This is a genomic window from Humibacillus xanthopallidus, from assembly GCF_006717145.1.
Taxonomy (GTDB): Bacteria; Actinomycetota; Actinomycetes; order Actinomycetales; family Dermatophilaceae; genus Humibacillus; species Humibacillus xanthopallidus.
Window position 1 is genome coordinate 911,864 of the sequence record NZ_VFQF01000003.1, and the last position, 12,520, is coordinate 924,383.

General features: G+C 68.3%; 10 protein-coding genes. 4 read left to right on the top strand and 6 right to left on the bottom strand.

Annotated features, from left to right (window positions below; genetic code table 11):
* Positions 1-177: 177 nt before the first annotated feature.
* Both FHX52_RS22220 and FHX52_RS22225 read left to right on the top strand, forming a co-directional pair.
* Positions 178-888, top strand: coding sequence for a DUF4956 domain-containing protein (locus FHX52_RS22220; protein ID WP_141824507.1), 711 nt, complete (start codon positions 178-180; stop codon positions 886-888).
* Positions 885-1,700 carry a VTC domain-containing protein gene (locus tag FHX52_RS22225; protein ID WP_141824508.1) on the top strand — a complete coding sequence of 272 codons (816 nt, stop codon included), beginning with the start codon at positions 885-887 and terminating at the stop codon, positions 1,698-1,700. Before FHX52_RS22220 ends, FHX52_RS22225 begins: the two co-directional genes overlap by 4 nt.
* 122 nt (positions 1,701-1,822) lie before the next feature.
* On the opposite strand, the gene FHX52_RS22230 is transcribed toward FHX52_RS22225, so the two are convergent.
* Together FHX52_RS22230 and FHX52_RS22235 are read right to left on the bottom strand one after the other, a co-directional pair.
* Positions 1,823-3,667 carry a DEAD/DEAH box helicase gene (locus tag FHX52_RS22230; RefSeq protein ID WP_141824509.1) on the bottom strand — a complete coding sequence of 615 codons (1,845 nt, stop codon included), beginning with the start codon at positions 3,665-3,667 and terminating at the stop codon, positions 1,823-1,825.
* Positions 3,668-3,744: 77 nt separating this feature from the next.
* Entirely contained in the window at positions 3,745-4,479 is a 735-nt protein-coding gene (locus FHX52_RS22235) for an NYN domain-containing protein (RefSeq protein ID WP_141824510.1), read from the bottom strand.
* 227 nt (positions 4,480-4,706) lie between these two features.
* On the opposite strand from FHX52_RS22235, the gene FHX52_RS22240 reads away from it, so the two are divergent.
* A complete protein-coding gene (locus FHX52_RS22240) occupies positions 4,707-6,518 on the top strand; it encodes a CotH kinase family protein (RefSeq protein WP_141824511.1) in 1,812 nt (603 codons plus the stop codon).
* A gap of 126 nt (positions 6,519-6,644) precedes the next feature.
* Here FHX52_RS22240 and FHX52_RS22245 read toward each other — a convergent pair whose 3' ends face one another.
* Complete coding sequence (locus tag FHX52_RS22245) at positions 6,645-7,061, bottom strand: hypothetical protein (protein ID WP_141824512.1); 417 nt, start codon at positions 7,059-7,061, stop codon at positions 6,645-6,647.
* A 245-nt stretch (positions 7,062-7,306) separates the two neighbouring features.
* On the opposite strand from FHX52_RS22245, the gene FHX52_RS22250 reads away from it, so the two are divergent.
* A complete protein-coding gene (locus FHX52_RS22250) occupies positions 7,307-7,960 on the top strand; it encodes an Hcp family type VI secretion system effector (protein ID WP_141824513.1) in 654 nt (217 codons plus the stop codon).
* 93 nt (positions 7,961-8,053) lie between these two features.
* Here FHX52_RS22250 and acs read toward each other — a convergent pair whose 3' ends face one another.
* The 3 genes from acs to FHX52_RS22265 form a co-directional block, all read right to left on the bottom strand.
* Positions 8,054-10,048 carry an acetate--CoA ligase gene (gene acs, locus FHX52_RS22255; protein ID WP_141824514.1) on the bottom strand — a complete coding sequence of 665 codons (1,995 nt, stop codon included), beginning with the start codon at positions 10,046-10,048 and terminating at the stop codon, positions 8,054-8,056.
* 269 nt (positions 10,049-10,317) lie between these two features.
* Positions 10,318-11,427 carry a tryptophan--tRNA ligase gene (gene trpS, locus FHX52_RS22260; RefSeq protein ID WP_246070330.1) on the bottom strand — a complete coding sequence of 370 codons (1,110 nt, stop codon included), beginning with the start codon at positions 11,425-11,427 and terminating at the stop codon, positions 10,318-10,320.
* A gap of 149 nt (positions 11,428-11,576) precedes the next feature.
* The gene (locus FHX52_RS22265) at positions 11,577-12,506 is read right to left on the bottom strand and encodes a hypothetical protein (RefSeq protein ID WP_141824515.1); all 930 of its coding nucleotides are present in this window, start codon (positions 12,504-12,506) and stop codon (positions 11,577-11,579) included.
* Positions 12,507-12,520 lie beyond the last annotated feature (14 nt).

Genomic DNA, 12,520 nt, shown 5'->3' on the forward strand with positions numbered 1-12,520 from the left:
GACCCCGCCCCCACCGGCGGGGCCACAGGCCTGCCTCGACTCGGCGCGGTGGTGGGCGACGAGGCCTCCCTCATTGGGTGAACGTTGTGCGAATGCTGGGGAAACGGTGCGGGGCGCCGTGCCCCTCCCCTAACGTGAATCTGATTCAGGTGTGCACGCCGTAACCGAAGGAGCAACATGCCTTCCTTCCTCGTTCCCGCCCTTGCCGACGTGGTCGCCATAACGGTGGTCGTCACCATCTATGTCCGTCGTCATCAGCGACGCGACCTGCTGCTCTCCTACATCGCGCTCAACATGGGGATCCTGACGGTCACAGCCGCGCTGGCCGACGCATCCGTGGGTGCCAGCCTCGGTCTCGGCCTCTTCGGCATCCTGTCGATCATCAGGCTGCGATCGGACTCCATCACCCAGGAGGAGATCGCCTACTACTTCATCGCGCTTGCGCTGGGTCTCGTGGCTGGGCTGCATCCCGGAACCCCCTACCTGACGCCAACCGTGTGTGTCGTACTCGTCGTCGTCATGTTCGTCGCCGACCACCCCGCCCTCCTCGCGAAGAGTCGCCGCCAGCTCGTGACGATCGACGCCGCCATCGCGGACGAGCGTGAGCTACGCACCGAGCTCGAGCAGCGGCTCGGAGCCGACGTCCGTCACTTCATCGTGCAGGAGCTGGACTTCGTGCGGGACCTGACCGTGGTGGACGTCCGCTTCCGAGAGGGAGTTCGCCCTTGCCGTCCGAGCCCGGGCCGTCAGGCACTGGCCCAGACCCCCGCACAGTCTCTCGACGCACTCGTCACCCGGGCGTCCCTGCGCAACCGATCTCCCGTCGCGGCGAGCAATGGCTCCCACGCCACCACGTCACCGGGTGCACCGCAGACGTCGCCTGGATGACACCGATGACGCCGGCGCGCGAGTGTCTCAGCGACACCGTCGGGCAGCTGCCCGGCATCTCGTTGGAGGAGGTCACCGACAAGGCTGACCTGCAGGTAAGGGTCGACCACAAGTACGTCGTCAGTCTGGACGTGTTCCAGCGGTTCATCGGGGCCATCGGTCCCCGGCTGGCGGTCCTCGACATCGACCGGCTCCGCGTCTTCCAGTACGAGTCCATCTACTTCGACACCGACATTCTGACGGCCTACCGGCAGCATGCCTACGGGCGCCGACGTCGGTTCAAGCTGCGCACGAGGACCTACCTCGACTCTGGCGACTGCCTGCTCGAGGTCAAGCTTCAGGGTGGGCGCGGAGAGACGGTCAAGAAGCGCATGCCCTATTCGGCGGAGCATCGCCACGTCCTCACCCCCGCCGCTCGCGAGTTCGCGACGATGCACCTGGACGACACGGAGGTCGTCGCCGACCTCGCGGAGGTGGTCACCTCTGCCTACAGCCGTTCGACTCTCGTCGACCTGACGGGCGGCAGCCGCGTGACGTGCGATGTCGACCTCTACTTCGCAGGCGGTGGCCGGGAGTGTCACGGCTCGACGGCTACGGTGCTGATCGAGTCGAAGACCGTCGGTGCCTCCGCCATTGCCGACGCGGTGCTGTGGCGGCTGGGTCAGCGGCCCATCGCGGTCAGCAAGTACTGCGCGGGGATGGCGCTGCTGCGGCCGGAGCTGCCCGCCAACCGGTGGAACCGCGAGCTGCGCACCCTCTTCGGCTGGGAGCCCGACCGCGCTGCTCCCCGAGCGGCCCCCGCTCTCGGATGACATGCGGGACGGTGCGCTGAACGGCCTCGGGCTGCCCAAGGACGATCGGGCCTGGGTCCACTGCCCCCGGGCGTGGCGTCAACGGCGACAGGACCGCGCCCCGGGCCGATCCTGCGTGCGGATCAGTCGCGGGTCGGGCGCTTCGCCCCTCCGGCGCGAGGGCCGCGGTCGGGGGTGAGCTCGATGAGCTGGCCTGAGATGCGGGTGCCGCGGAGGCGCTCGAGAGTCCCCGCAGGCAGGTCCGCGGGCAGCTCGACGATCGAGTGGTCGGTGCGGATGTCGATGTGCCCGAAGTCCTGACGCCCGAGGCCGCCCTCGTTGGCGATGGCGCCGACGATCTGGCGGGGCTCGACCTTCTGCCGCTTGCCCACGGCGATGCGGTAGGGCGCGAGCGGCACACTCGGCCCACCGCGGGAGCCTCGCTGCGGGCCGTCACGGCGCTCACCGCGCTGCGGGCGGTCGCCGTAGCCACCGCGATCGCCCCGGTCACGACGGTCACCTCGGTCACCTCGGTCACCTCGGTCACCGTGCGACCGGTCGTCGCGGTCGAAGCTGCGCCGCGCCGGACGCTCCGGCTCGGGGGCGAGCAGCATCGGCTCGTCACCCTGCAGCACGACGGCGAGGGCCGCGGCTACATCGACCTCGGGGACGTTGTGCTCGGTGACGTAGTGCCCGATGACGTCGCGGAAGAACTCGACCTTGTCGGTCGCGAGGGCGGCCGTGATCGCGTCGTCGAAGCGGGTGAGGCGCGTGGCGTTGATGTCCTCGACACTGGGCATGCTCATCGGGGTCAGCGTCTGGCGCGTCGCCTTCTCGATCGCCTTGAGCAGGTGGCGCTCTCGCGGGGTCACGAAGGAGATGGCGTCGCCGCTGCGGCCGGCGCGGCCGGTGCGACCGATGCGGTGCACGTAGGACTCGGTGTCGGTCGGGATGTCGTAGTTGACGACGTGGCTGATCCGCTCGACGTCGAGCCCTCGGGCGGCCACGTCGGTCGCGACGAGGATGTCGAGCTTGCCCGACTTCAGCTGGTCGACGGTGCGCTCACGCTGGTTCTGGGCGATGTCGCCGTTGATGGCCGTCGCCGAGAAGCCGCGGGCACGGAGCTTCTCTGCGAGGGTCTCGGTCTCGTTCTTCGTGCGGACGAAGACAATCATCCCCTCGAAGTTCTCGACCTCGAGGATGCGCGTCAGGGCGTCGACCTTCTGCGGGTAGGACACCGTGAGGTACCGCTGCGTGATGTTGGGCGTCGTGGAGCGGGTCGCCTTGACCGTCACCTCGACGGGGTCGTCGAGGTACTTCTTCGAGATGCGCCGGATCTGCGAGGGCATCGTCGCGGAGAAGAGCGCGACGTGCTTGTCGTCCGGGGTGTCGGCGAGGATCGTCTCGACATCGTCGGCGAAACCCATCTTGAGCATCTCGTCGGCCTCGTCGAGCACGAGGAAGCGCAGCTCGCGCAGGTCGAGCGTGCCCTTCTCGAGGTGGTCCATGATGCGACCGGGCGTGCCGACGACGATGTGCACTCCGCGTCGGAGCGCGCTGAGCTGCACGCCGTAGGCCTGGCCGCCGTAGACGGGCAGCACGTGAACGCCGGGCATCCGGGCGGCATACCGCTCGAAGGCCTCACACACCTGCAGGGCGAGCTCGCGGGTGGGAGCCAGCACGAGCGCCTGCGGCGACTTCTGCTTGAGGTCGAGCTGGCTGAGGATCGGCAGGGCGAAGGCGGCGGTCTTGCCGGTGCCGGTCTGCGCGAGGCCGACGACGTGTCGCCCCTCGAGCAGCGCGGGGATCGTCGCCTCCTGGATCGGCGACGGGTGCTCGTAGCCGAGCTCTTTGAGGCTCTTGAGGATTCGCTCGTCGAGCCCCAGATCGGCGAAGCTGGCACGGCCCGGCGCCTCGGTCGTCTCGCCGTTGACACCGTCCGTGGTGCTGTCGTCCGTGGTGCCCGTGCTGTTCGTCTCGTCGCTCACAGACCTGACGCTAGAGGTTCAGCGTGCCTTCGCACGACCCGCAGGGGGAATTGGCCCTCCTTCGACGTCGCGTCTACTCATTTCTTGCGGCGGGCGTCTGAGACGTACGCGCCTCCGGGACCCCGGTCGACGACGAAGAGCCCGACCGCCTCGAAGAGGTCGCTCAGCTTGGCGTAGCCGTAGAGGCGCGGGTCGAAGTCGGGTGACTGCTTGAGGAGGATGTTGCCCACGGCACCCAGTGAGGCCTGCCCGTTCTCCCCCGAACCGGCCGCCACGGCGGCGCGCAGCTGGTTGACGAGTCGGGCGTCCGACCTCAGCTCGGCCCCGGTCTTGGTGCTCGGCGGGGCGCTCGGGGCATCCCCCGTCTCCTTGAAGATCTCTGTGTAGATGAACTGGTCGCAGGCCGTGACGAACGGCCGCGGGGTCTTGCGCTCCCCGAAGCCGTAGACCCGTTTGCCCGACTCCCGGATGCGGGAGGCGAGCCGCGTGAAGTCGCTGTCGCTCGACACGAGGCAGAAGCCGCTGAACGTGCCCGTGTAGAGCAGGTCCATGGCGTCGATGATCATCGCGCTGTCCGTCGCGTTCTTGCCCGAGGTGTAGGCGAACTGCTGGATGGGCTGGATCGAGTGGTCGAGCAGCGCCGCCTTCCACCGACCCAGCTGCGGCGTGGTCCAGTCGCCGTAGATGCGCTTCACGCTGGCCACCCCGAACGTCGAGATCTCGGCGAGCAGCCCCTGGGCGGTGCCGGGGTCGGCGTTGTCGGCATCGATGAGCACCGCCAGGTGGGCGTTGTCGTCTCCCGTGGATGTCATGGCGCCATCCTGCCCCGCTCTCGCCCCGCGTGGAGGGGACATCCAGCCTGAATTCAGCAATGTCCCAGCGATCAAACAGGCTGAAGTGTGGTTATGCTGAGATTGTTGAAAGTTCTCGTGTGGCATTTCATGATAAATGCCGAAATAGCATATTCGCGCCTTGAGGGCGGGTGTTCCAGTCTTCACAAAATGATCCGGCCCCAGAGCCGGACTGCAATTCTGTCAATATGCGAAAACTACGAATTGCGAGCCTGTCGCTCTTCGCGTCGCTGGCCCTGGTGACACCTGCCGTCGCTGCATCCGCCGTGGTGCCGACGCCGCCCCAGACGATCACGGATCTTCCGACCGTCTACGTGACGCTCACGGACCTGCCTGCGAAGGACTCACTGAGCTACATCCACGCCAACAAGGACGTTCCCGTCGCCAGCCAGGTCGACATCGCCGACGGTACGGCTACGCCGCCGCAGCCGTTGAAGTGCACGACGCTGCCGACTGACCTCGCGCCGGACGGTGTCGGCTGCCCCACCATCAAGGGCCATGGAAACTTCACGTGGACGCTCGACAAGAAGTCCTACCAGCTGAAGTTCGACAAGAAGGTCGCCCTGCTCGGCATGCTCCCGGGCAAGACGTGGATCCTCATCGCCAACCGCACGGATGCGTCCCTGATGCGCAACAAGACGACGATGGATCTCGCGGCGCAGTTCGGGATGTATGCCACTCCGGAGTCGCGCTTCATCGACCTCGTCGTGGACGGCAAGGACCTCGGCAGCTACCTGTTGACCGACAAGATCACCGTCACCAAGTACGACCCGTTGAAGCCGGACAGCCACGTTGCCCTTACCAGCCCACAGGGCGTGCTCCTCGAGATGGACAACCACTACGGCGGCTCGGAGCCGTTCCACTTCAACGCCGCGAAGAGCAAGTCGATCTTCGTGCTCAAGGACTCCTACGTCGGCTTCAAGAACGACCCTGGCGTCGTGCTGGACGCCGACACCCAGGCCGGCTGGGCCGACGTGCAGAGCACGATCAACACCCTCGAGGGACTGCTCTACTCGAGCAACCCGGACTGGACAAAGATCAGCGCCCTCATCGATGTCGACTCGTTCATCAAGTACTACTTCATCTCGGAGTTCGTGGAGAACCCGGACGTCTCGTCCTCGAGCGTCTACTTCTACAAGGACGGACCGACCGACAAGCTCCACGCCGGACCGGTCTGGGACTACGACATCTCTCTCGGCAACTACGCGAGCACGAACCGCGGCGGCAACCCGACCGAGGACTACGTCAAGAACGAGCTCATGACGATCACCGGCAACGGCGGCTTCGACTGGTGGACGCAGCTCTTCCGCAACCAGTCGTTCGCGGCGCAGGCCAACACGACCTACGAGACGCTCAAGCCCCTCGTCAACGCCGTGCCCTCGAAGACCGACGGCTACAAGACGCTGCTCACGCAGTCGGCGGCCCACAACTACGTCGTCTGGCCGAACATCCTCGGCAAGACGTCGGTGATCGCCTTCAACGGCGGGCACACGCCGATCCTGTCGACGTGGTCCGGCGAGGTCTCCCTGCTCAAGACGTGGGCCACCCAGCGCGCGTCCTACCTCGCCCACGCCTACGGCAGCAACGTCCCCGTGCTCCGGTATGCGGCTCAGGTGCAGACCATCGGTTGGCAGCCGACCGTGTCGACCGGCCAGATGGCCGGCACCGTGGGCAAGTCGCTGCGGGCCGAGGCGCTGAAGATCACGGACACCAACACGACGACCACCGGGTCGGTCGTCGGCAACGCCCACGTGCAGAACCTCGGGTGGATGGGCTACCAGGCTCCGGGCGCGATCATCGGCACGGTCGGGCGGTCGCTGCGGATGGAGGCCATCCAGCTCAAGCTGACCGGCAATCTCGCCACGGCGTACAACATCCAGTACCGGGTTCAGGTCCAGAACAAGGGCTGGATGAGCTGGGTGTCCAACGGAGCGACGGCCGGCACGACCGGGCTGTCACTGCGCATCGAGGCCCTGCAGATCCGCCTCGTCAAGAAGTGATCGTCGTCCGGTGATCACCGCAACGTGATCACCGCGACGTGACGGCCGCTCGCGCGGACTCGTGACACGGGTGCCCCCCACCTCCTCGAGGTGAGGGGCACCTGCGCGTGGTGCTCACGCGACGTCTCAGCGGGCGAGGAAGTAGGCCTTGGCGCGGCCGCTGTTGACGATGAGCAGCAGGATGACCGCGAGCAGGATCGAGATGGCCGCCTGCAGGCGCGTCGAGCCCGCCGACTGCGTGAGCAGCCAGATGCCGGCGGCCAGGTTGATGACCGAGACGACGTTGACGACGATGCGCGACCCGTTGCTGCCGTTCCAGAGCCCCCGGGACACAGCCAAGTAGATGAGGCCGAAGACGAGGTAGACGACTCCCGAGATGAGCAGCACCTCGGACGTGGTCTGCGCGGATGCCCTGACCTCGGCGTTGTTGCGGGTGAAGACGAAGAGCAGCCCGACGATGACGTCCATGACGCCGAGGAGGAACGTCATCACGGACAGGACGGTGACGCCGAAGGGTCGGTTGCCGCTGTAGGTGTCGCTCACGTCAGGCTCCTCCGAGGTTCGTCGGGCACGCCGGACGCGAAGCCCCTGGCCACACGCTAGCGTCGGCCGCCCGCGGGACGTGGGCGAACGGCATACGTCTTGCCGTGTCGCTTGCGGACCGAAGTGCCCCGGCGTGCCCCGGTGTGCATCGCCAGATCGAGTGAATCGACGACCGTGACGCAGGCCGGTGGCTACGGTTCGAAACACCCGGCGACTGCCGGCGTCGTCCACGAAGGAGCACGACGATGAGTGACAGCCCACCGACCTTCCAGGCCACCCGACGCAACCTGCTCAAGGGGGGCGCCGTCGGTCTCGGCGCACTCGGTGGGGGCATCGCACTCTCGGGGGTGAGCAGCTCCGCGGCAGCGGCAGCGGACTCGCTGACCGGCTCGTCGGTCACCGCCCTCAGCGGAGGTGGCACGGCCAACTACTTCCTCAACATCGACGGCATCCCGGGCGAGAGCAAGGACAGCGACCACCCCGACTGGATCGACGTGCTCGACTTCTCCTGGGGCGCGTCAGCAGCAGCCGCCATCACGAGTGGGCCCGGAGCCATGTCCGGCAAGGCCACCGTCACTGACCTCAGGGTCTCCACCTGGCTCAGCCAGGCGTCGCCGAAGCTCTTTCTGGGAGTCATGAGCGGCAAGCACATGAAGACCGCAGTCCTCGAAGGAGTGAAGCCCATCGAGCAGGAGAGCCCCGCGCTCTTCCTGCGGCTCTCGCTCGAGGACGTGCTCGTCACGGCCTACAGCTCGAAGGCGGGCGACGAGGCTCCCCAGGACGAGTTCAGCCTCGCCTTCGCCAAGATCAGCTACTCCTACTGGATGCAGCAGGCGGACGGCAACATGGGCCCCGAGCAGGTCATCCGGTGGGATATCAAGGCCAACAAGGCCGTCTGACACCAAGCACCCCCACCGACGTATGCCGCCCACCCCGCAGCGGGGGAGGGCGGCATACGTCGTGGTGGCGGCTCGGCGGCGGGGGGAGCGGGCTCAGCCCTTCGTCATGCCCGTCTTGATGAGGTCCATGACCGAGCTGTCGGCGAGGGTCGTCACGTCGCCGACCTCGCGGCCCTCGGCGACGTCGCGCAGGAGGCGGCGCATGATCTTGCCGGAGCGGGTCTTGGGCAGCTCGCCCACGATCATGATGGAGCGCGGCTTGGCGATCGGGCCGATCTCCTTGGCCACGTGGTTGCGAAGCTCCTGCACGAGGTCCTTGCCCTCACCCGGCTCGTCGGCCTCCTCGACGAACTCTTGGCGCAGGATGACGAACGCGCACACGGCCTGTCCGGTCGTCTCGTCGTTGGCGCCGACGACCGCGGCCTCGGCGACCTTCGGGTGCGACACGAGCGCCGACTCGATCTCGGCCGTCGAGAGGCGGTGGCCCGAGACGTTCATGACGTCGTCGACGCGGCCGAGCAGCCAGATGTTGCCGTCGGCGTCGTACTTGGCGCCGTCACCGGCGAAGTAGTACTTCTCGCCGAAACGCGACCAGTAGGTCTCCTTGTAGCGCTCCGGGTCGCCCCAGATGCCGCGCAGCATCGACGGCCACGGCTTCGTCAGCACGAGGTAGCCGACCTGCTCGGGCGTCGTGAACGGCTTGCCCTCGTCGTCGAGGATCTCGGCGCTGATGCCGGGGATCGGCTTCTGCGCCGAGCCGGGCTCGAGGGTCGTCACGCCGGGGAGCGGGCTGATCATGATGGCGCCGGTCTCGGTCTGCCACCACGTGTCGACGATCGGGGCGCGGCCGCCGCCGATGTGCTTGTGGTACCAGAGCCACGCCTCGGGGTTGATCGGCTCGCCGACCGAGCCGAGCAGGCGCAGCGAGCTCATGTCGAACTTCGCCGGGATGTCGGCGCCCCACTTCATGAAGGTGCGCACGGCGGTCGGGGCCGTGTAGAGGATCGTGACCTTGAGGTCCTGGATGATCTCCCACCAGCGGCCCTGGTGCGGGGTGTCGGGCGTGCCTTCGTACATCACCTGCGTGACGCCGTTGGTGAGCGGCCCGTAGACGATGTAGGAGTGGCCGGTCACCCAGCCGATGTCAGCGGTGCACCAGTAGACGTCGGTGTCGCGGTGGACGTCGTGGACGACGGCGTTCGTGTAGGCCGCCTGCGTGAGGTAGCCGCCGGTCGTGTGGAAGATGCCCTTCGGCTTCCCGGTCGTGCCCGAGGTGTAGAGGATGAAGAGCGGGTGCTCGGCCTCGAAGGGCTGCGCCTCGTGGGTCGGGGCGGCCCGCTCGAGCGCCTCGTGCCACCAGACGTCGCGGTCGTTCCACGCCGTGTCCTGGCCGGTGCGCCTGACCACGAGCACGTGCTCGACGGACGTGTCGCCGTGGTCGAGCGCGGCGTCGACGGCCGGCTTGAGGGCCGAGGGCGCGCCGCGACGGTAGCCACCGTCGGACGTGATGACGACCTTCGCCTCGGCGTCGTTGATGCGCGAGTGCAGGGCCTCGGCGGAGAAGCCGCCGAAGACGACCGAGTGGGGCGCGCCGAGCCGGGCGCACGCGAGCATGGCGACCGCGGCCTCGGGGATCATCGGCAGGTAGATCGCGACCGTGTCGCCCTTGCCGACGCCGAGGTCGGCGAGGGCGTTGGCGGCGCGCTGCACCTCGGCGTGCAGGTCGGAGTAGGTGATGTCGCGGGTGTCGCCCTCGGGCTCACCGACGAAGTGGATCGCGACCTTGTCGCCCCGGCCCTGAGCGACGTGCCGGTCGACGGCGTTGACGCACGCGTTGAGCTCGCCGTCGGCGAACCACTTCGCGAAGGGCGGGTTGCTCCAGTCGAGCGACTGCGTGAACGGGGTGCTCCACGTGAGGTAGGTCCGGGCCTGCTCCGCCCAGAAACCCTCGTGGTCGGCGGCGGCCTGGTCGTAGAGGTCGGCCGCGCCGTTCGCCTGGGCGGCGAACGCGGGGGGCGGGGGGAAGGTCTGGCCCTCGTGGACGAGGTTGTCGAGCGTCTCTTCGCTCACGGTGTTCACCTTTCGCATCGACAGTGGTGCGCGGGGGTCATGGGGGTCGTGGTGGTCGTGGCGGCGTCGAGCTGCGCTCGGCGCCCTCGACGTCCAGATGACCAACTCAAACGCAGCGTAGGTCGCCCTTCAAGAGTCGAGTGAGGCAGGTCTCGTCGCTACCCGTCAGTAGCCTGACGAACGGTCCGCGTCCGCCGACGAGCGGTATGCCGTGTGGCGGAGTGGGGGGTGGCGTCGGGCCGGGCAGTGGGCGGTGGCTGCCCGGTGGCGGCCCGCTGGCGGCGGGTTCAGTAGCTCATCCCCATGAGCGCCCGCACCGTGGCGAGGGTGCGCTCGGCGACCGCGTTGGCGCGCCGGTTGCCCTCGTGCAGCACCGCCGTGACGTATGCCGGGTCGCGGGCGAGGTCGGCCCGGCGGGCTCGGTGCCCCGCGAGGGAGTCGTTGACGGCCTCGGTGACGGCGTGCTTGAGCGCTTGTGCGCCACCGTCGCCGATCTCGTCGGCCAGGGCCGCCGGCGAGCGCTCGAGGAAGAGGGCGGCGATGGTGAGCAGGTTGGCGACCTCGGGACGGCGGTCGGGCTCGAAGGTGATGCGTCGCTCGGAGTCGGTGCGCGCCAGTCGCACTCGCGCGGCGGTCTCGTCGGCGCTGTCGCGCAGGTTGATGACGTTGCCCCTGCTCTTGGCCATCTTCGTGCCGTCGGTCCCGAGCAGGAGGGGAACGTCGCTGAGCAGCGCCTCGGGCTCGGGGAACACACTGTGCCCGGCGGCATACCGGCTGTTGAAGCGGCGCGCGATGGCTCGGGTCTGCTCGAGGTGGGGGAGCTGGTCGCGGCCGACCGGCACGATGCGGCTGTGGCAGAAGAGGATGTCGGCCGCCTGGTGCACGGGATAGGTGAGCAGCAGGCCCGAGAGCGGGCGCTCGCCCGAGAGCGCGAGCTCGTCCTTGACCGTCGGGTTCCGGCGCAGCTCCGCGTCGGTGACGAGGGAGAGGAACGGCAGCATCAGCTGGTTGAGGGCCGGCACCGCGCTGTGGGTGAAGATCGTCGAGCGCTCGGGGTCGAGACCGGCAGCGAGGTAGTCGAGGACGAGGCCCTGCACGTTGGCGCCGATCTCGCCGACGGAGTCACGGTCGGTGATGACCTGGTAGTCGGCGATGACGACGAAGGACTCGACCCCCTTGTCCTGCAGGCGGACCCGGTTGCGGAGGCTGGCGAGGTAGTGACCGATGTGCAGCGGCCCCGTCGGGCGGTCACCCGTGAGCATGCGGAAGCGGGTGGGGTCGTCGGCGGCCTGTTCGTCGATGAGCGCGTCGAGCACGCGGCTGCGGTCGAGCGCGGCGGCATACGTGGCGCTCTCGCTGGTGGTGGGCTCGGTGGGGATGGTGGTTCGTGTGGGCACGATGCTCTCCTGGTAGGTGGGGCCCACGGGAGAGACCGTCGTCGCACATGCGAAGAGCCGCCCGTGGGCGGCTCGAACTGGGTTCGTCGGGATGGCCGCCTCAGCTGGGCAGCCACCACGCGCGGGTCGGTGCGACGGTCGAACTCATGTCAGTCAGGATACGCGAGGAGCACGCGCTCGGCGATCACGGTCAGCCACGGATTCGGCTCACCCGGCCGCTCGACCGGGACGTAGGTCACCCCGGGGTAGGAGCGGTTGCCGCTCCAGCGACCGTCCGGGCGACGCCTGCGCCGGACGAGCGTCAACGCTTCGTCCATGCGCTCGTCGCGCGAAACGCCAGCAGCCGCAAGGCAATCCAGTCCGCGCAGGACGTCGTAGTGCCAACGCGCGGGGAAATGCAGGCGGCTGAACTCAGGACTGATGACCTGCCCGGTGCGCTCACTTCGGAGCAGCCGGTGCCGAAGAAGGAACTCCGCCGACGACGACACGGCCTCCGCGAGCTCGTCCCGGCGATAGTGCCTGCCCGAGCGGAGGTAGGTGGTCACGCCCTCCATGACGCAGACGGTCGTGTGCATCGACGAGTGCGTGACGTGGGCGCGGGGCCGGTTGTGCCGACAGTTGAACCCGCCGTCGGCGACCCGCTCGGCGAGCAGGAAGTCGACGATCGACCGCAGCAGGTCCTCCGTTGCGCCGAACCAGCTCGCGTAGCCCAGCGCCATCCCGTTGACGCAGGCGTCGCTGGGCGTCGGAGGACCCGCCGGGCCGACCCCGCCGTCGGGGCGCTTCTCGGTCGCGAGGATGACCTGCACCGTCTCGCGGGGCGCAGGGTGAGCGGGGGAGAGCCCGATCTCCTTGAGGTGCAGCAGCGTGTAGTGGCTCGACGTCCACTTCGGCTGGTAGAACCCCCGCCCCCAGTGCCCGTTCGCTCCACGAGCGGCGAGGAGCGCCGCGCCCACCCCTTCGGTCGCGATCCGGTCCTGGAGGCCGGCGTCGTCCCGGCCCAGGAGGTCGCGGGTCGCGAGGTAGGCCGCGGCCGCGTCACCGGTGAGCAGCCAGTCGAGCACCTCCGAAGTGACCACGTTCTCATCGTCGC

What these genes read in the sequence shown, in the direction of transcription:
- FHX52_RS22220 (WP_141824507.1), top strand. Translation starts at nt 178, where the DNA reads ATGCCTTCCTTCCTCGTTCCCGCCCTTGCCGACGTGGTCGCCATAACG.
- FHX52_RS22225 (WP_141824508.1), top strand. Translation starts at nt 885, where the DNA reads ATGACACCGATGACGCCGGCGCGCGAGTGTCTCAGCGACACCGTCGGG.
- FHX52_RS22235 (WP_141824510.1), bottom strand. Translation starts at nt 4,479, where the DNA reads ATGACATCCACGGGAGACGACAACGCCCACCTGGCGGTGCTCATCGAT.
- FHX52_RS22240 (WP_141824511.1), top strand. Translation starts at nt 4,707, where the DNA reads ATGCGAAAACTACGAATTGCGAGCCTGTCGCTCTTCGCGTCGCTGGCC.
- FHX52_RS22250 (WP_141824513.1), top strand. Translation starts at nt 7,307, where the DNA reads ATGAGTGACAGCCCACCGACCTTCCAGGCCACCCGACGCAACCTGCTC.
- acs (WP_141824514.1), bottom strand. Translation starts at nt 10,048, where the DNA reads ATGCGAAAGGTGAACACCGTGAGCGAAGAGACGCTCGACAACCTCGTC.